Here is a 19,229-nt window from a genome sequence, read left to right as displayed (position 1 = left end):
TTAAGGAAAGACCAATGAAAGCATTATTAGTTTATTTTAGGGGATATGTCAAAGACAGTATCCTGGGACCCGTGTTTAAATTAATCGAAGCCTGTTTTGAACTCCTCGTTCCTCTAGTGATTGCTGGAATTGTCGACACAACTATTCCGAATAAAGACCAAAATCATCTGTTTATGATGATTTTTCTCTTGTTTGGACTTGCCTTTGTTGGCGTTGTTGTTGCTGTTTCAGCTCAGTATTTTTCATCTCGAGCAGCAGTTGGCTATGCGCAAGGTTTGACTAATAATCTTTATGCCAAAATCATGCGATTATCAAAGGAAAAGCGTGATGAGATAGGAACTTCGAGTTTGGTGACACGCCTAACTGGTGACACTTTTCAGATTCAAACGGGGATTAATCAATTTTTACGACTCTTTTTGAGAGCTCCCATTATTGTGACAGGTGCTATTATTATGGCATTTCGGATTAGCCCACGCTTGACCCTCTGGTTCCTTGGTATGGTTCTAGTGTTGACGCTTATTATTGTGGTGGCAAGCCGTATCGTCAATCCCCTATATGCTAAAATTCGGGTGATTAATGAGTCAATTGTTACTAGTACTCGTCAGCAACTTGAAGGAATGAGGGTTATCCGAGCCTTCGGACAGAGTGAGTGTGAGTTAGATAACTTTACAACTGTAAATAAAGACTTGAAGACCTGGCAACTCAAAACTGGGGTTATAGCAAGTCTCATTAGTCCTTTGACTTTTTTGGTTGTTAATATGACCTTAATTGCCATTCTTTGGCAAGGAAATCTCCAGATTCAAGGTGGACTCTTGACGCAAGGAATGCTGATTGCCTTGGTTAATTACCTCTTGCAAATTTTGACGGAGCTCCTTAAATTAGCCATGATGTTAACTAATCTCAATCAAAGTTTTATATCAGCTAAACGTGTAGAAACTATTTTCAATCTTGAGGATGAGGACATTAAGGCACCTTTAACAATTAAGAAGGCTGATCAAGAAGCGTTGGTGCTTGCTATAGACCAGATTTCCTTTACCTATCCGACAGCTAGTCAGCCATCTCTTCAGGGGATTAACCTTAGACTGACCGAAGGAGAGTCTCTAGGCATTATTGGAGGTACAGGTTCGGGTAAATCGACCTTGGTCAACTTAATCATGAACTTATATCAACCTCAGCTTGGCAGCTTAACCATCTTTAATAATCAAGCATCACCAAAAAATCTAAAGGAATGGCGTTCTTGGGTGGCCTATGTCCCTCAAAAAGCTGAGTTATTTAGAGGAACCATTCGTTCTAATCTGACCCTGGGACTTAAGCATGAACCTAGCGACCAGGAACTATGGCATGCGCTTGACATGGCTCAAGCTGCTGACTTTGTTCGAGATAAGGAACTTGGTTTAGATGAGCCAGTCGAGTCATTTGGCCGTAATTTTTCTGGTGGTCAACGTCAGCGTCTGACTATTGCGCGTGCTTTGATGAGACCAGCACCTTTTTTGATTTTGGATGATTCAACCTCAGCATTGGATTATTTGACTGAAAGTCGACTATTAGCAGCCATAAGAGAAAATCTTACATCAACCAGCTTGATCATTATTTCGCAAAGAACCAATAGTTTAAAAGCTGTAGATCAGATTTTGGTTCTTGATAAGGGCCATCAACTTGGTCTGGGTAATCATGAAGAATTGCTTGCCACTAACAAACTTTATCAAGATATTCATTATTCTCAGCATCAAAAGGAGGCTGCTGATGAAAGCTAGAAATAATAAGTCAACGCTTAGACGTCTCAGTCGAGACATCTTAAGTCAGCGCTCTCTCTTAGTCATAGCGACTGTTGGTACTATTATTCAGGTTGCTTTAACGGTTTATTTACCTATTTTGATTGGTGATGCAGTGGATGCTGTTCTTAAAAAGAATGCTGTCCTTCTAATATCAAGTTTAATATGGCAAATGCTTGCGGTTATCGTAGCTAATAGTGCTATCCAGTGGCTAAATCCTTTGATTTATAACCGTTTGATATATTCTTACAGCGAGAGTTTGCGTGAGAGGGTTATGATGAAAATTCATGCCCTGCCTCTCAGTTACCTTGATCGTCAAGGAACTGGAGATATGGTTAGTCGTGTGACGACTGATAGTGACCAACTGAACAATGGACTTCTCATGGTTTTTAACCAATTTTTCGTTGGTCTCTTAACCATTTTTGTCATTATCATTACCATGGCTCGCTTAGACTGGTTCATGATGCTTCTGGTTCTGGTGATGACCCCTTTGTCTGTCCTTGTCGCTCGCTTCATTGCCAGAAAAAGTTATCAACTTTATCGACATCAGACCAAGTGGCGAGGGATGCAGACCCAGCTGATTGAGGAAAGTCTTACCCAAGAAGCTCTGGTCCAAAGTCTAAATGCCCAAAGTCAGATGGTCCGAAACTTTAGAGAAGTCAATGGTAAGTATGCTGCTTATTCAAGGGGGGCAATCTTTTATTCATCAGCGGTCAATCCGGCCACTCGCTTTGTCAATAGCCTTATTTATGCGCTGATTGCAGGTGTCGGAGCTTACCGTATCATGTCAGGTGGTGCTTTTACAGTCGGCCAATTAACAACCTTTCTCAACTATGTCACGCAATACACAAAACCTTTCAATGATATTTCATCAGTTCTTTCAGAGCTTCAAAGTGCTCTTGCCTGTGCTGATCGTCTCTATATGATTTTGGATGAAAATGAAATCCCAGAAACGGGTCATTTGGTTTTGAAAGAGGAAGACGTGCAGGGACAATTTCAATTTGACCATATTCAATTTGGTTACTTATCAAACAAACCTCTTATCAAGGATTTGAGCATTGATATTCCTGCTGCAAGTACTGTTGCAATCGTTGGTCCGACAGGAGCAGGTAAATCAACCCTTATCAATCTTTTGATGCGCTTTTATGATTTAGACAAGGGCCAATTGCGACTGGATGGCAGATCGATTACAGATTACACTCGAGAAAGTCTTCGTAAACAGATTGGTATGGTGTTACAAGAGACCTGGCTTGAAGTTGGGACTATCCATGATAATATCGCCTACGGCAACCCCAAAGCTAGCCGAGAGGAAGTTATAGCTGCAGCTAAAGCCGCAAATGCTGACTTCTTTATTAATCAGTTACCTCAAGGCTATGACACTTATCTAAGTGATGCGGGTCAATCTCTTTCTCAAGGGCAACGTCAGCTACTGACTATCGCTCGTATATTTGTTAATTTGCCTAAGATTCTTATCTTAGATGAAGCAACCTCAAGTATTGATACCCGTACGGAGCTTCTCATTCAGGAGGCGTTCGCTAAACTAATGAAGGGCCGAACGAGTTTCATCATTGCCCATAGACTCTCAACCATTGAAAATGCCGATCTTATTTTAGTCATGAATAATGGGGATATTGTTGAGTACGGAACTCATCATCAACTAATGAAAGCTAAGGGTATGTATTATCAAATGCAGACAGCCCAAAAGACACAAAATAGTTAAAACTAACAGAGCTTTTTTAGCTCTGTTTTTAAGATATTTAGGGTATTAGTTTGTGCAAAAATAACTAGTGATGAAATTGAATAATTTTTGCTTTTTTATTGGAAATAATAAGAATAAGATGGTAAACTAGAGTGGATATTATATAAAAAGAAGGTATCGAAAATTAGAATGTTAAAAAACAAAAATGTCCTTGTTTTTTGGGGACAAACCTTGCTTTATTTCATCATTTTTATGGCCCTAATATATCTCTACAATTACCTGGGACAAGGTCAAGGTAATTTTATCTATAACGAATTCTAGGAAGAATAATGACGAACACAAAAATTAAAGATATGCTTGAAACGATTGAGCAATTTGCTCAATCTCAACCAGACTTTCCTGTTTACAATATTCTTGGGGAAGTCCATACTTACGGTGACCTAAAGGCTGATTCAGATAGCCTAGCTGCTAAGATTGATAGTCTTGATATTCCAGAAAAATCACCAGTTGTGGTTTATGGTGGTCAAGAGTATGAGATGTTGGCAACCTTCGTTGCTCTAACTAAATCTGGTCATGCCTATATTCCAATTGATAGTCACTCAGCTCTTGAGCGTGTGACAGCTATTGTTGAAGTGGCCGAGCCGAGTCTGATTATTGCTATTAACGATTTTCCACTAGAGGATGTTAAAGCGCCAATTGTGACTCTAGATCAAGTGAAGGCAAGCTTCGCTAACAAGTCTAGTTATGAAGTGACCCATCCTGTTAAGGGTGATGATACTTATTACATCATCTTTACATCTGGAACGACGGGTAAACCTAAAGGCGTACAGATTTCGCACGATAATCTCCTTAGTTTCACCAACTGGATGATTACGGACAAGGAGTTTGCGACTCCAAAACGCCCACAAATGCTGGCCCAACCACCTTACTCATTTGACTTATCAGTGATGTATTGGGCGCCGACTTTGGCACTTGGAGGTACACTCTATGCGCTTCCTTCAGCTATTACTCAGGACTTCAAAAAGCTCTTTGAAACGATTTTCTCACTTCCAATTGCTATTTGGACCTCAACACCATCCTTTGCTGATATGGCCATGTTGTCTGAAGATTTCAATGCAGAGAAGATGCCAGAGATTACGCATTTCTATTTCGATGGAGAAGAGTTAACCGTTAAAACAGCTCAAAAACTTCGCCAACGTTTCCCAGAAGCACGTATTATCAATGCTTATGGTCCAACAGAAGCAACCGTAGCCTTGTCGGCTGTAGCAGTAACTGATGAAATGTTAGCTAATCTTAAACGCCTGCCAATTGGTTATACCAAGGAAGATTCACCGACTTATATTATCGATGAGGATGGAAATATCCTTCCAAATGGTCAACAGGGTGAAATCATCGTATCAGGTCCAGCAGTTTCAAAAGGTTACATGAACAATCCTGAAAAGACTGCGGAAGCTTTCTTTGAGTTTAATGGACTTCCTGCCTACCATACTGGTGATGTGGGTACTATGACTGATGAGGGTCTCCTTCTTTACGGAGGACGTATGGACTTCCAGATTAAGTTCAATGGTTTCCGTATTGAGTTAGAGGATGTTTCACAAAACCTTAACAAGTCTAAGTACATCGATTCAGCAGTAGCTGTACCACGTTACAATAAGGACCATAAGGTTCAGAATCTCTTGGCTTATGTCATTCTTAAGGATGGCGTTCGTGAGCAGTTTGAGCGTGATATTGATATTACCAAGGCGATCAAGGCTGACTTGGAAAACATCATGATGTCTTACATGATGCCAACTAAGTTCCTCTATCGTGAGAGCCTGCCTTTGACACCAAATGGGAAGATTGATATCAAGGGGCTTATCAGTGAGGTCAACAACCGATGATAGACTTCTTGAAACAGCTTCCTCATTTAGAGGCCTATGGTAATCCTTTCTATTTCATCTATCTTGGACTAGCTTTATTACCGATTTTTGTAGGACTCTTCTTTAAAAAGCGTTTTGCGATTTACGAATGTTTGGTTAGTTTAGCTTTCATTGTTTTAGCCTTGACGGGTACCCATGCGAGTCAACTATTAGCCTTGCTTTTCTATATCGTATGGCAAATTATTTGGGTATACTCCTACAAACGTTACCGTAGTCAAAAGGATAATAAATGGGTCTTTTACCTGCACTCCTTTCTTGTGGTTCTACCTTTAGTTTTTGTTAAGGTTGAGCCAGCTATTAATGGTAACCAGTCGCTTTTTAACTTCCTTGGTATTTCTTACCTCACTTTCCGTGCAGTAGGTATGATTATCGAGATGCGTGATGGGGTGCTTAAAGAGTTCACACTAGGAGAATTTCTCCGATTCATGCTCTTTATGCCGACCTTCACAAGTGGTCCCATTGATCGCTTCAAACGCTTTAATGATGACTATCAAGCTATTCCTGAGCGTGATGAGCTGTTGAATATGTTAGAGCAAGCTGTAAAGTATATTATGCTTGGTTTTCTCTATAAGTTTGTTTTGGCTCAGATTTTTGGAAGTATGCTTTTACCACCATTAAAAGCACAAGCCTTGAGCCAGGGCGGTATCTTTAATCTACCAACGCTTGGTGTCATGTATGTTTATGGGTTTGATCTCTTCTTTGATTTTGCTGGCTACTCTATGTTTGCCCTCGCAGCATCTAATCTCATGGGGATTAAGAGCCCAATCAACTTTGACAAGCCTTTTATTTCACGTGATTTGAAAGAATTTTGGAACCGTTGGCATATGAGTTTGTCTTTCTGGTTCCGTGACTTTGTCTTTATGCGTATGGTTATGGTTTTGATGAGGAATAAGGTTTTTAAAAATCGTAATACCACATCAAACGTGGCCTATGTTCTCAATATGTTGGTAATGGGATTCTGGCATGGGGTTACCTGGTACTATATTGCCTACGGTATTTTCCATGGTATCGGTCTAGGTATTAACGATGCTTGGTTCCGTAAAAAGAAAACTATTAATAAAGAACGTAAAAAAGCAGGCCTTGAGCCTCTTCCTGATAACAAATGGACAAAGGCTTTAGGAATCTTTATCACATTTAACACTGTTATGTTGTCATTCTTGATTTTCTCAGGATTCTTGAATGAACTTTGGTTCACTAAAAAATAAGTAAAGGAAATATAAAAATGGATGTAAAATCTCAAGTTATTGAAATTATTGATGAGCTTTTCATGGAAGATGTTTCTGACATGATGGATGAAGATCTCTTCGACGCTGGTGTCCTTGATTCAATGGGGACTGTTGAACTTATTGTTGAATTGGAATCACGTTTCGATATTCGTGTGCCAGTTTCAGAATTTGGTCGTGATGATTGGAACACTGCCAATAAGATTGTTGAAGGGGTAACGGAGCTTCGCAATGCTTAAGCGTTTATGGCGGATTTTTGGTCCAGTAATTTGTGCTCTTGTCTTAGTAGTAGTGGTTATTTATTGCTATCCACAAGGCAGAAAACATAATTATCAGACTGATAAACGTAATGCAGTGACACTGACGACAGCTAACTTTAAGAGTCGTATTAATAAGACTAATGCCCTTTCCAATAAAGAACATCGTTTTGTACCTTTCTTTGGTTCTAGTGAGTGGTTACGTTTTGATGCCCTTCATCCAGCAGTTTTAGCTGAAAAATACAATCGTAACTATCGTCCATATTTTATTGGACAACGTGGCGCTGCCTCTTTAAACCAGTATCTTGGGATGCAACAAATGCTTCCTGAACTCAAAAATGGTACAGCTGTTTACGTCTTGTCTCCTCAATGGTTCACTAAGAAGGGTTACAATTCAGCAGCCTTTCAACAGTTCTTCAGTAATGATCAGCTCAGTAGTTTCTTGAATCAAAATGAAACTGATGAGAATTCAGAGTATGCTGCAAAGCGTATCTTAGAGATGAAGCCTGAGATTGCGATGAAGTCTCAACTTACTAAGGTCGCAAAAGGTCAAGAACTAAACGCTTTTGATAAGACTTATGTACAATTCTTGGCTGAGCTTAATAAACGTGAAGACGCCTTATTTAGTCCATTTGCAGCACCAAATAATGCCAATTACGATAAAAAAGTTCTTCCCTATTTAAAAGAATTGCCTGATGAATTTTCTTATGAAGCCCTTGATCAAGTTGCAGTAAGAGATGCGGAAGAACATACGAAATCAAATAGCTTTGGTATTGATGATCGTTTCTATAAGAAACGCTTGTCTAAAAAAATTGGCAAGCTTAAAGGCTTCCAAGAACACCTTTCTTATGAAGTTTCACAAGAATACGGTGACCTACAATTGGTTCTCAATCAATTTGCTAAATTAAAAACTAATGTTATCTTTGTCATTCCACCAGTCAATAGTAAGTGGATGGCCTATACAGGACTTAACCAGGAAATGTATGATGCAACAGTTTTGAAGATTCGTTATCAATTGGAAAGTCAAGGTTTTACCAATATTGCTGACTTCTCAAAAGATGGAGATCAAGCTTACTTTATGCAAGATACCATTCATATGGGCTGGAAAGGTTGGGTAGCCTTTGATAAGGCTGTTGATCCTTTTGTAAGTAATCCAACACCTGCCCCAAGCTATAACTTGAATGATCGTTTTTATAGCAAGGATTGGGCAAACTACACAGCCAACCCAAATGAATTCAAGTAATATTGTTTAACAAAAAAAGGCCTAGATAAGGCCTTTTTGTTATGGGTAAAAATCATTATGACTTCAATTTACAGTCTGTTAACTCATTGTACGATCATATAAGTAATAAAAAGTGACAGATTTAAAATGATTTTACTGGTGCAATACATTCATATTTGGATTTCATACGAAGGCTTCAAAACATCCTATTTTTAAGCTATAGCAAGTTTGTAAGGATATATTGATTTTATTCTAGATTGATACTAAGCTATTATCTAATGAATCAATTGATACTATGCGATGGACAGAACAGTGAACAAATAAAAAGGATTGGAGGTAATTAGAAACGTCCAATCCTTTTTGAGTTTTAGCTAAATAGTTTATGTTAATTCTTTTTTGTAAGGGCCTTTCGAATGAAATCTGCTGGTATAATCAATACAGCAATAAGAAGAGCAACGATATAGTGATGAATATCCATTGGAACAGTACTAAATACTTTTCCACCGAATTGGATAATCAAGGTTTGAACAACAGCGATAGAAATCATTACAATTGAGAATTTCTTGTTTTCACTGATATGTTCAAACACATTGAATCCATTACTACGTGTATTAAGCGAGTTGAAAATGACAGCATAGATAAATACAGTAAATGTAAATGTTGTTACCATTTCAAAGTTTCCAGTTCCATTTGTGATAAAGTCTTGAATACCACCAACATTTTTGAGAATTGCCAAACATACGACAGTAATGAAGACACTAGCTACACCGATAGCAGACTTCATATAGCCAGTAAGAATATTTGCTTTCTTAGCGACTGGTTTTTCGTTCATGTAACGATCTAGCGTAGGCTCTTCACCAAAGGCGAGGGCAGCGAGTGTATCCATGATAAGGTTAATCCAGAGAATTTGGATAATTGTAAATGGCTCTTTGAGACCTAAAAGTGGTGAGAGAAGTGACATGGCAATAGTCGTCACGTTAACGGTTAACTGGAAGATAATAAATTTACTTACTGACTTACTCATGGTGCGTCCATAGAGGACAGCTTTTTCAATCGAAGTCAATGAATTATTCAAGATAACGATATCTGAGGCTTCTCGTGCGACTTCAGTACCGTCACCCATTGAGAAGCCGACATCAGCTGATTTGAGGGCAGGTGAGTCGTTAACTCCATCTCCTGTCATACCAGCGACCATATCAAGGTCCTGAGCAGCTTCAATAAGGCGTTTTTTATCCATTGGAAGGGCACGGCTAACAACCTTCAAGAAAGGTAATTTTTGCTTAAGTTCTTGATTTGAAAGGGCAGTGAGTTCATCATGAGTTAGAACAAGGTCGTTTTCTCCAGTAACAATACCAGCCTCCTTAGCAATGGCAACGGCAGTTTCCTTACGGTCACCAGTTACCATAACGACTTGTACACCTGCACGGTTCATGGTTTCAACGGTTTGTTTAATTGACGAACGAACATTATCACGGATACATACGATACCAATCAAGACTTTATCATTACCATTTGTATTAAGGATAGCAAGCAAACGCATTGAACGGTTTGCTTGTTCCAAAGATAATTCTTGGAAATGAGTTTTGATATCATCTGTAAAGTTTTGCTTATGTCCATATTTATCAAGATAGTAGTAGCAGTCATTTAGGATAAATTCTGGAGCGCCCTTGATGTAGGTTTTTCCGTCATTAGTCGTCACACTTGCAAATTTTGTTGCTGAGTTGAATTGTTGCTTCTCAGTAATAGAGTTGGTATCAAAATTAAGGCTATCACGTCCAATAAGGAAGTCAAGAAGTGCACGGTCTGTAGCATTACTACCAACAGCATTGCCATCTGCTATCATAGCATCGTTATTAAGACCGATACCATTAATCATTTCTGCTTTAAGGCTATCTGATATTGTGTCAAAATCTGGAGCATCAGTTTCACCAGTTGCTGCATAGAGTGTTCCATCAGCAAGGAAAAAGTCAACTACAGATAGTTTACCTTCAGTGATAGTACCAGTCTTATCACTGAAGAGGATATTCATGTATCCAGCTGTTTCAATGGTATCAGGATGGCGAACCAGAATATTTTGAGCCAAAAGTCGACCTGAGTTCATAGAAGAAACAAGGGCCAACATCATTGGAAGTCCTTCTGGAACAGCCATGATGATGATAGTAACCGCAAAGAGAATTGTTTCAATGATAAGAAGGAAAATTGAACCACCATTGAGGTTATTAGCCTTATTGAGGGCAATAAAGCCTAATACAAGGTTGATAACGGAATAGGCACCACCGGCACTATAACCAAGGACACCGATGTTTCCAGCAAGTTGATTAAGCTTTTCTTTAGAAGGAGAATCTTTACTGTCTTCTTGAAGAGAGGTATTAATACTTCCTAAGACTGTATTGTCACCAATTTGTATAGCCTCCATAACAGCTTCACCAGAAGTCACAACAGTTCCACGGAAGACTTTGAGCTCTGTAAAGAGGTCTGAAGAATCTGGTTCTTCTTGATCACCAAGAGGAAGTTTTTTAGCATCCTCGCTCTCACCATTAAGGACAGCTTGGTTTACTTTTAACTCACCTTCCAGGATGATACCGTCCACTGGAACCTTGTCACCTGATTGAAGGAGGATTTGATCTCCTTTTACAATATTATCCACGAGAACCTCTTTAAGTTTACCATCACGATAAACCTTAGCATTAGTTTTTGAAGCCTCTTCCTGAAGGGTATTGAATTTTTGCTCGTTACGGTATTGTGAAATGGCTGAAAATCCTGTAGACATCAAAATGGCGAAAATTAGTGAGATAGCCTCATACCAATTAGCTTCACCAATAGCAGGGAAAATCATTCCAACAAAGTTGAAGATAATTTTTAATCCTAAGGCAGCCAAGAGGATAAGAATCCATTGATCTTGGAAGGCTTCGATAAAGATTGAGAGAAGCGAGTTAGCTTCTTTGCTAGAGAGTCTATTATCGCCATGGGTGTTTTTACTAGCTTGAACTTCAGCAGAAGTCAAGCCTTTAAAATTTTTCATTTAAGGTTTTTGTCCTTTCTAAAACTGTTCCTGAGCTTTAAGTTTCAGGATTGCATTATTTGTCATTAAAGGAATCATAGCTTTAATGACTGCTATCTAGTATTATACTGCATTTAAACTGAAATGGTTAATTATTCAATAGAAGAAATAGTAATAAAACTTAATCGCTAGCAGTGACGGAATGGTAGAAAACACAAAGTGATCCTTTAAAGCTCAGGTTAACCTCTAATACTTAATTCATACAATCCTCTCACAGCATTACAAGCATAGATAGCTTGAGCTTGTTTTAGGTCAACTAAAGTTAATACCTTTTCTTTAACTTCTTTTTGAGCTATCAGGTGCTGTCTGTAAATCCCATTTAGGATACCAAGTTGCACAGGAGGTGTGTACAGTTGGTTATTAATTTTGACAACGAGGTTACCGATAGAGGTTTCTAGGAGTTGCCCCTCATGGTTATAGTAGATTTGCTCATGAGGTCCGATACTAAGGTGAGGTCGGTAACTTGTTTTAAAGAAGGTATAGGGGCTATCCAAAGGATGCAATTGCTCCACTAATCTTGCTTGGAAAAAACTATCGGACAAGTCTATTAGTGGAGAATGGTCAAACTTTAGTTCACCGTCTTTTGAAAGAGAGAATTTAAGACGATAGTCTGTGTCAACATCAAAAGACTGACACAGGGATTCTACTTGATAGTGAGCTTCTTCCTTCTTAAAAGGAAAATCAAAGTAGCGGCTGGCCTCTTGTAAGCGATTAAGGTGCTCCTCTATAAAGAGTAATCTTCCTTGATGGACCAGACCAGTTGAAATGAGATCAAATTTAGGATTCTGACGATATAAAACAGCTGCTTTTTGCTTGGTTTCTTCATATTCATCTGCCCAATTGCTATCCCAGGTAATGCCTCCCCCGACACCATAGATAGCTTTTGTTCCCTGCATTTGAAGGGTTCGGATTGCAACATTGAAAATTGTCGGTCCCTGAGGTGGTAAAATACCGATAGTCCCACAATAAACACCACGCGCCTGTTTTTCTACCGCTGAGATAATAGACATAGTAGCTATTTTGGGTGCTCCAGTGATTGATCCACAAGGGAAAAGTGCTTGAAAGACATCACTTAGATTCTTATTTTCTAAGAGCTGTGTTTCAATAGTAGAAGTCATTTGCCAAACTGTAGAGTATTGTTCAACGTGACAAAGGCTTTTGACCTTTTCACTACCTATTTTTGAGATACGGTTCATATCATTGCGTAGGAGATCAACAATCATCATATTTTCTGAACGATTTTTTTGATCATGCGCAAGCCACTGAGCCTGTTTGAGGTCAGTAGCAGTTGTTAAACCGCGATTGGTCGTGCCTTTCATAGGACGTGTGGTTAGTGTATCGCCCTCTTTCTTAAAGAAAAGCTCTGGACTTATAGAAATAATAGAAAGGTCATCATGTTGAATAAAGGCGTTGTAGTGAGCATTCTGCTCGACAACAAGCCGGTTATAGATGGCAAAAGGGTCTGCAGTTAGGTCTTGTTGCAATTGAACAGTATAGTTGACCTGGTAGGTATCTCCTTGTCGGATATGATGATGTATTTTCTGGATAGCCTCCTTATATTCAGAAGCTGAAGTTAGCTCCTTCCATGAATCCGGTAGAGAAACTGGCTCATACGATAATGGAAGGGGTTCCGTTTGAACGGTTTCATGAATGGTGAAATAGAGGAGATATTCAGACATTAAGGGGCCATTCAAAACCTCAAACTTAGGTTCAAAGGCCGCAGACGCTTCGTAGGAAAGGTAGCCCACTGCATAATAGCCTTCTTTTTGATAGGCCTCTACTTGGGCTAGAAGTGGTTTAACTTCATTAATATCTTTGGTTTTTAATTCTTTGAGAGGATTTTTAAAGACTTGTCTCAGCCCAAAATCTTTAAAATCAATAACAGTTTTCTTATGCATAGTTAGAGTATAACATAAGAAGTTTGTCTCTGGTTATTTTTCATGTTTTAAATCTTATTCTCAAAATTTTAACCAAAGATGAACTTTTCAGATAGTTTTACATATGTTATAATGAAAGGAGTAAAAGAAGATTTTAGAGGGAATTATGACTGAAAAAAATAAATTTGAGAAAGGTAGCAGCAACCTTTCAAATAAAAAAACAAAAAAAGGCAATTCTTGGAAACACCAGATGTATGAACTTGAAATTGCCATTGCCAAAGAGTCTAATAACAAAAAGAGAGATGAACTGATTAAAATTCATAATGGCTATATGAATGAATATGACAGTTTAAAGAAACAAATCATTTGGTTAGCCGTTTTGGGAATTTGTTTCCTACTTGTACTAGCAGTTTTTGGTTATTTTATTTGGAATAGTTATAATAGTGAAAATATGTCTTATACATCATCTTGGATTCAAGAGAGAGTGATAGAATCTATTAGGAGTTAGTCATTATAGGTCTGGCTTTCTCTATTAATACAGCAATAATGATAAAGGTAAGGCTTAAGCTATCAGGTACAGCAACAAGAATCTCTAGACAAATGTCTAGGGATTTTTTGCTACCATACCTATAGTTATTAGCTATAATAATATCTAAGCAAAAGGAGATAACAGACAGGACAAATCCCTTAGTTTATGGGTTATAGCTAAAAACTATATATAGAGAAAACTAATACCAATTATACAGAAAGCTATTTCTTTGGTAAGATTAATGCAACAACAAAGAGGAGGACACAAGATGTCAACTACTATCATTGGTTTCCCACGTTTGGGTGAATTCCGCGAATTAAAATTTACAACAGAAAAATACTTTAGAAAAGAAATCACAGCAGATGAGCTTTTGGCAGCAGCTAAAGACTTGCGTGCTAAGCATTGGAATATTGTCAAAGAAAAAGGTATTACTGAGATTCCTTCAAATGACTTTTCTCACTATGATAATTTCCTTGATGCGGCTTTCTTATTCAACGTTGTGCCTGCATCTGTTCAAAACTTGGATTTGACAGAATTGGAACAATATTTTGCTTTGGCGCGTGGTTACCAAGGTGAAAAAGGGGATGTACGTGCCCTTCCGATGAAAAAATGGTTCAATACTAACTACCATTACATCGTTCCAAAATTTGAAAAAACAACAGAAGTTAAACTTGCTGGTCACAAGATTTTTGATGAGTACCAAGAAGCAAAAGAATTGGGTATCAACACTCGTCCAGTTGTTGTTGGACCATTCACTTTCCTTCAATTATCTGACTTTGAAGATGGTGTAAAAGCCGAAGACTTCGTTGATAGTTTTGTAGCTGCCTACCAAGAAGTTTTTGCTAAATTGACTGAACTTGGTGCGACTCGTATCCAACTTGATGAACCAGCACTTGTTAAAGATTTGACAGCTGATGAAAAAGCACTCTTCTTGAATCTTTACAATAAACTCTTGGCTGACAAGAAAGGCCTTGAAGTCTTGATTCAAACATACTTTGGTGATGTTCGTGATGTCTATAATGATCTCGTGAACTTGCCAGTTGACGGTATTGGTCTTGACTTTGTCGAAGGTAAGAAGACACTTGAACTTGTTAAAGGTGGTTTCCCAGCTGACAAGACTCTCTATGCTGGTATTGTTAATGGTAAAAATATCTGGCGTAATAACTATGAAAAGAGCTTGGAAATCTTGGATCAAGTTCCAGCTGAAAATGTTGTCTTGACGACTTCATGTTCTCTTCTTCATGTACCATTTACAACTGCTAATGAAGACTTTGAACCAGCCATTTTGAATCACTTTGCTTTTGCCGTTGAAAAATTGGAAGAACTTCGTGATTTGGATGCTATCCGCAATGGTCAAGGTGCTGAAGCACTTGCTGCTAACAAAGATCTCTTTGCTACTGAACGTGTTGGTGAAAACGCTGAACTTCGTGCTCGTATTGCAGGCTTGACAGAAGCAGATTACACACGTTTGCCAGCTTTTGCAGAACGTGAAGCTATTCAAAAAGATGCTTTCAAACTTCCATTGCTTCCAACAACAACTATTGGTTCATTCCCTCAAACTAAGGAAGTGCGTTCTAAACGTTTGGCCTTCCGTAAGCATGAATTGTCACAAGAAGATTACGATGCTTTCCTTGCACAAGAAATCGATGAATGGATTAAGTGGCAAGAAGAAGTTGGATTTGATGTTCTTGTCCATGGTGAATTTGAACGTAACGACATGGTTGAGTACTTCGGTCAAAACTTGTCTGGTTACCTCTTCTCTAAAAATGGTTGGGTGCAATCATATGGTATGCGTGGGGTTAAACCACCAATCATCTGGGGTGATGTCACTCGTCTTAACCCAATCACTGTGAAATGGTCTAGCTATGCACAAAGCCGTACAGACAAGCCTGTTAAGGGTATGTTGACTGGACCTGTTACTATCCTTAACTGGTCATTCCCACGTGAAGACATCTCTATCAAGGATTCTACTCTTCAAATCGCCCTTGCTATTAAGGATGAAGTTCTAGACCTTGAAGCAGCAGGCGTTAAAATCATCCAAATTGACGAAGCTGCACTTCGTGAAAAATTGCCACTCCGTCGCAGTGACTGGTACGAAGACTACCTTGACTGGGCGATTCCAGCCTTCCGTTTGGTACACTCAACAGTAGCACCAGACACACAAATCCACACTCACATGTGTTATTCAGAATTTACAGATATCATCCCAGCTATCGATAACTTAGATGCAGATGTTATCTCATTTGAAGCTAGCCGTTCAAACCTTGAAATCTTGGACGAGCTTAAAGCGAAAAACTTCCAAACAGAAGTTGGACCTGGGGTTTACGATATCCACTCACCACGTGTCCCTAAAGACGGTGAAATTGATCACACAATTGAAGCAATCTTGGCTAAAGTTCCAAGTAGCAAAGTATGGATCAATCCAGACTGTGGTTTGAAAACTCGTGGTATCAAAGAAACTAAAGAAAGTTTGATTAAGCTCGTAGCAGCCGCAAAAGCAGCTCGTGAAAACTTGTAATTAACATTATAATACTTTGAAGACCTTCTTACTGAGTGTAGAGGGTCTTCAATAGGTAATGATTCCTAAAGATTTTTGCAAGTAGGCTAGCTAAAATTGTTTCTATGTGGTTCTGAGATGACTAAACACTAAAATTTGCTTTTGTCTCAACAAAAATCTAAAAAGAAGAAGGTAAAATATATGACAAGCCAAACACCATCACTCTCTTTTGAAGTCTTTCCGCCTAATCCAGCTGTAGGTAATGAAAAAATTTTGCTTGCCCTTGAGGATATGAAAGGACTGTCACCCCATTTTATTAGTGTCACAGCTAGTAATAACAAATATAATATCAAAGAGACAACGGTTCCTTTGGCAAACCATATTCAAAATGATCTAGCTATCCCGACAATTGCCCATCTTCCAGCTATTTATTTGACAAAAGAAAAGGTTGCGGACACACTTCGTGAATTAGATGCTGTCGGTGTGCATCGTATTTTGGCCCTTCGTGGTGATATTATCCCAGGGGTTGAACCTCTTAAAGATTTCACATATGCTACTGATTTGATTGAGTTTATCAAGGAAAAGGCTCCTCAATTTGATATTGTCGGTGCTTGTTATCCTGAAGGTCACCCTGATTCACCAAATCAAATCTCCGATATTCAAAATCTTAAGAAAAAAGTTGATTCTGGTTGCTCTAGTCTTGTGACTCAACTCTTCTTTGATAATGAACGCTTCTACGATTTCCAAGATAAATGTACTCTTGCTGGTATTGATGTGCCTATCCATGCTGGTATTATGCCTATTTTGAATCGTAATCAAGCCTTACGCCTACTTAAGACCTGTGAAAATATCCACTTGCCACGTAAATTCCGTGCTATTTTGGATAAGTATGAGCATGATCCTGAATCTCTTAGAGCTGCCGGTTTAGCATATGCTGTTGACCAAATCGTGGATTTGGTTACACAAGACGTTGCAGGAGTTCACCTGTATACGATGAATAATGCAGCGACAGCTAGACATATTTACAATGCAACACATGCTTTATTTAAGAGTCATTCAAATTCTGAGAAGTAATAAAACGATTTTAAAACCACTTATAGATCATCTATAAGTGGTCTTTTTGTCTCTTAAAAGGTAGTGGCTTAAAGATGTTCTGATTTCCCTCAAACTTAAAGAACTTAAAACAGACATAAAGGAAATCAGAAAAAGGTTAGACAGAATTAATGTTCCATCTAACCCCTGTAAGCTTGTATAGTCTGAGAGACTATTCAATAAAATCTTGTGTTATTTGATGTCTAAACAGTTAAATCTTATTACCCTACGAAAGCGTTAATTTCTGCTTCAATATTGGCAATCTTTTGTTTAGCATCTGCTTCAGATTCTCCAACTGTTGCAATGTAGAATTTGATTTTTGGTTCTGTACCTGAAGGACGAACGGCAAACCATGAATCATCAGCCAAGAAGTATTTCAATACATTACTTGGAGGAGTTGTCAATTTTTCTACGCCGGCAGCAGTAGTAGCTGTTTGTTCCAAGAAGTCTTCTGTCTTAGCAATGTCTGTGTTGTTGAATTGTTTAGGAGCATTGCCACGGAATTTATCCATGATTTTCTTGATTTCAGCAGCTCCGTCAACACCTGAAAGGGTAACAGAGATAGTTTTTTCTGCGAAGTAGCCGTATTGTTTGTAGATTTCTTCGATACCATCTGCCAAAGTCATACCACGTGAGCGGTAGTAAGCTGCGATTTCAGCAACGATAAGAACGGCTTGGATAGCATCTTTGTCACGTACGAATGGTTTGATGAGGTAACCGAAGCTTTCTTCGAAACCAAGCATGTAAGTGTGGTTGTGTTGTGTTTCAAATTCATGAATTTTTTCACCGATAAATTTGAAACCAGTCAAGACGTTAAACATAGTTGCGCCGTAGCTTTCAGCAATCTTAGTTACCAACTCAGTTGATACGATTGATTTACAAAGAGCTGCATTAGCTGGAAGGGTACCAGCTGTTTTGTGAGCTTCGAGGATATATTTGGCGATGATAGCACCAATTTGGTTACCTGAAAGGTTGAGGTAAGAACCATCTGGTTGGCGAATTTCAACACCAAGACGGTCTGCATCAGGGTCAGTTGCAACCAATACGTCGGCATCTACTTTACGACCGAGTTCTTCAGCAAGAGCAAAGGCTTCTTGGTTTTCTGGGTTTGGTGATTTGACAGTAGAGAAGTCAGCATCTGGAACAGCTTGAGCTTCAACGACTTGAACAGCATCAAATCCAGCTTGAGCAAGTGCACGACGTGCCAACATTTCACCTGTACCGTGAAGTGGTGTGTAGACAATCTTCATGTCACGACCGTATTCATTGATTAAGTCTTGGTTGATGTTAACGCCTTTAACTTCTTTCAAATATTCAGCGTCGACGTTTTCACCGATAACTTCAATCAAGCCGCTAGCTTTGCTTTCTTCAAGGTCAGCCAATTGCACAGTGAAAGGATTTTCGATAGCGCGGATGTAATCTGTCAAAGCATCGGCATCTGCAGGTGGCATTTGTCCACCGTCTTCACCATAAACCTTGTATCCATTAAATGGTGCAGGGTTGTGGCTAGCTGTTACCATGATACCAGCAAATGTGTGAAGATGACGTACTGCAAATGACAACTCAGGTGTTGGACGAAGGCTTTCAAATACATAAGATTTGATACCGTGCGCTGCCAAAACTTGTGCAGATTCAAATGCAAATTCTGGAGAGAAGTGACGGCTATCATAGGCAATAGCAACCCCACGTTTTTTAGCTTCCTCACCTTTTGAGTCGATTAATTGCGCCAAACCTTCAGTCGCTTGACGGACCACATAAATGTTGATACGGTTTGTACCAGCACCAATCAAACCACGCATACCAGCTGTACCGAATTCAAGGTTGGTATAGAAGGCATCTTCTTTGGTTTTTTCATCCATTGAGACCAACTCGTCACGAAGGTAAGTTGGTAATTCAGCAAAATCGAGCCATTTTTTATAATTTTCAGTGTAAGACATAGCATTCTCCTTTATATTCTTAATCGCTTACATTATAACAAATTTTTTCAGAAAATTCTAGCGATAATTGTAAATCTTTTTAAAAAGAAAATGGTATCTGAAATGTAAATGAAAATAAAAGAGCCAAGACATATCAGTCTCGAC

General features: G+C 38.8%; 13 protein-coding genes. 10 read left to right on the top strand and 3 right to left on the bottom strand.

Translation table 11 applies throughout. The features are described from left to right. Positions 1–14: 14 nt before the first annotated feature. From PCY14_RS05120 to dltD, 7 genes are all read left to right on the top strand, one after another. The gene (locus tag PCY14_RS05120) at positions 15–1,754 is read left to right on the top strand and encodes an ABC transporter ATP-binding protein (RefSeq protein ID WP_301363223.1); all 1,740 of its coding nucleotides are present in this window, start codon (positions 15–17) and stop codon (positions 1,752–1,754) included. Beyond that, positions 1,744–3,492 (top strand): ABC transporter ATP-binding protein, encoded by a 1,749-nt coding sequence (locus PCY14_RS05115; RefSeq protein WP_021145196.1) that lies wholly within the window; start codon positions 1,744–1,746, stop codon positions 3,490–3,492. Before PCY14_RS05120 ends, PCY14_RS05115 begins: the two co-directional genes overlap by 11 nt. Before the next feature lie 168 nt (positions 3,493–3,660). Beyond that, the gene (locus PCY14_RS05110; protein WP_021145197.1) at positions 3,661–3,792 is read left to right on the top strand and encodes a teichoic acid D-Ala incorporation-associated protein DltX; all 132 of its coding nucleotides are present in this window, start codon (positions 3,661–3,663) and stop codon (positions 3,790–3,792) included. An 8-nt stretch (positions 3,793–3,800) separates the two neighbouring features. Next, complete coding sequence (dltA, locus tag PCY14_RS05105; RefSeq protein ID WP_021145198.1) at positions 3,801–5,351, top strand: D-alanine--poly(phosphoribitol) ligase subunit DltA; 1,551 nt, start codon at positions 3,801–3,803, stop codon at positions 5,349–5,351. Then, positions 5,348–6,595 carry a D-alanyl-lipoteichoic acid biosynthesis protein DltB gene (dltB, locus tag PCY14_RS05100; protein WP_021151765.1) on the top strand — a complete coding sequence of 416 codons (1,248 nt, stop codon included), beginning with the start codon at positions 5,348–5,350 and terminating at the stop codon, positions 6,593–6,595. The genes dltA and dltB overlap by 4 nt, the downstream gene beginning before the upstream one ends. Positions 6,596–6,612: 17 nt before the next feature. Further along, positions 6,613–6,852, top strand: a complete 240-nt coding sequence (gene dltC / locus PCY14_RS05095; RefSeq protein ID WP_002887828.1) for a D-alanine--poly(phosphoribitol) ligase subunit DltC — start codon at positions 6,613–6,615, stop codon at positions 6,850–6,852. Then, positions 6,845–8,113, top strand: a complete 1,269-nt coding sequence (gene dltD, locus PCY14_RS05090; RefSeq protein WP_021145200.1) for a D-alanyl-lipoteichoic acid biosynthesis protein DltD — start codon at positions 6,845–6,847, stop codon at positions 8,111–8,113. The genes dltC and dltD overlap by 8 nt, the downstream gene beginning before the upstream one ends. A gap of 364 nt (positions 8,114–8,477) precedes the next feature. Here dltD and PCY14_RS05085 read toward each other — a convergent pair whose 3' ends face one another. Together PCY14_RS05085 and pabB are read right to left on the bottom strand one after the other, a co-directional pair. After that, complete coding sequence (locus PCY14_RS05085) at positions 8,478–11,114, bottom strand: calcium-translocating P-type ATPase, PMCA-type (protein ID WP_301363222.1); 2,637 nt, start codon at positions 11,112–11,114, stop codon at positions 8,478–8,480. A 218-nt stretch (positions 11,115–11,332) separates the two neighbouring features. Continuing rightward, the gene (gene pabB / locus PCY14_RS05080) at positions 11,333–13,051 is read right to left on the bottom strand and encodes an aminodeoxychorismate synthase component I (RefSeq protein WP_301363221.1); all 1,719 of its coding nucleotides are present in this window, start codon (positions 13,049–13,051) and stop codon (positions 11,333–11,335) included. 145 nt (positions 13,052–13,196) lie between these two features. Here pabB and PCY14_RS05075 point away from each other — a divergent pair, with 145 nt between their 5' ends. From PCY14_RS05075 to metF, 3 genes are all read left to right on the top strand, one after another. Further along, entirely contained in the window at positions 13,197–13,538 is a 342-nt protein-coding gene (locus PCY14_RS05075) for a hypothetical protein (protein ID WP_008534833.1), read from the top strand. A gap of 289 nt (positions 13,539–13,827) precedes the next feature. Next, complete coding sequence (metE, locus tag PCY14_RS05070; RefSeq protein ID WP_021151767.1) at positions 13,828–16,077, top strand: 5-methyltetrahydropteroyltriglutamate--homocysteine S-methyltransferase; 2,250 nt, start codon at positions 13,828–13,830, stop codon at positions 16,075–16,077. Between the two features lie 180 nt (positions 16,078–16,257). Then, entirely contained in the window at positions 16,258–17,130 is an 873-nt protein-coding gene (metF, locus tag PCY14_RS05065; RefSeq protein ID WP_021145206.1) for a methylenetetrahydrofolate reductase [NAD(P)H], read from the top strand. Positions 17,131–17,369: 239 nt separating this feature from the next. Here metF and PCY14_RS05060 read toward each other — a convergent pair whose 3' ends face one another. Continuing rightward, complete coding sequence (locus PCY14_RS05060; protein WP_301363220.1) at positions 17,370–19,085, bottom strand: phospho-sugar mutase; 1,716 nt, start codon at positions 19,083–19,085, stop codon at positions 17,370–17,372. Positions 19,086–19,229 lie beyond the last annotated feature (144 nt).

It is taken from the genome of Streptococcus sp. SV2 (assembly GCF_030440175.1).
Lineage (GTDB): Bacteria > Bacillota > Bacilli > Lactobacillales > Streptococcaceae > Streptococcus > Streptococcus raffinosi.
The sequence above is the reverse complement of the archived record's forward strand: the minus strand, read 5'-3'. Positions and strand labels throughout refer to the sequence as shown.

Coding starts and splice junctions, on each gene's coding strand:
- PCY14_RS05120 (WP_301363223.1), top strand. CDS start 15: ATGAAAGCATTATTAGTTTATTTTAGGGGATATGTCAAAGACAGTATC.
- PCY14_RS05115 (WP_021145196.1), top strand. CDS start 1,744: ATGAAAGCTAGAAATAATAAGTCAACGCTTAGACGTCTCAGTCGAGAC.
- PCY14_RS05110 (WP_021145197.1), top strand. CDS start 3,661: ATGTTAAAAAACAAAAATGTCCTTGTTTTTTGGGGACAAACCTTGCTT.
- dltA (WP_021145198.1), top strand. CDS start 3,801: ATGACGAACACAAAAATTAAAGATATGCTTGAAACGATTGAGCAATTT.
- dltB (WP_021151765.1), top strand. CDS start 5,348: ATGATAGACTTCTTGAAACAGCTTCCTCATTTAGAGGCCTATGGTAAT.
- dltC (WP_002887828.1), top strand. CDS start 6,613: ATGGATGTAAAATCTCAAGTTATTGAAATTATTGATGAGCTTTTCATG.
- dltD (WP_021145200.1), top strand. CDS start 6,845: ATGCTTAAGCGTTTATGGCGGATTTTTGGTCCAGTAATTTGTGCTCTT.
- PCY14_RS05085 (WP_301363222.1), bottom strand. CDS start 11,114: ATGAAAAATTTTAAAGGCTTGACTTCTGCTGAAGTTCAAGCTAGTAAA.
- pabB (WP_301363221.1), bottom strand. CDS start 13,051: ATGCATAAGAAAACTGTTATTGATTTTAAAGATTTTGGGCTGAGACAA.
- PCY14_RS05075 (WP_008534833.1), top strand. CDS start 13,197: ATGACTGAAAAAAATAAATTTGAGAAAGGTAGCAGCAACCTTTCAAAT.
- metE (WP_021151767.1), top strand. CDS start 13,828: ATGTCAACTACTATCATTGGTTTCCCACGTTTGGGTGAATTCCGCGAA.
- metF (WP_021145206.1), top strand. CDS start 16,258: ATGACAAGCCAAACACCATCACTCTCTTTTGAAGTCTTTCCGCCTAAT.
- PCY14_RS05060 (WP_301363220.1), bottom strand. CDS start 19,085: ATGTCTTACACTGAAAATTATAAAAAATGGCTCGATTTTGCTGAATTA.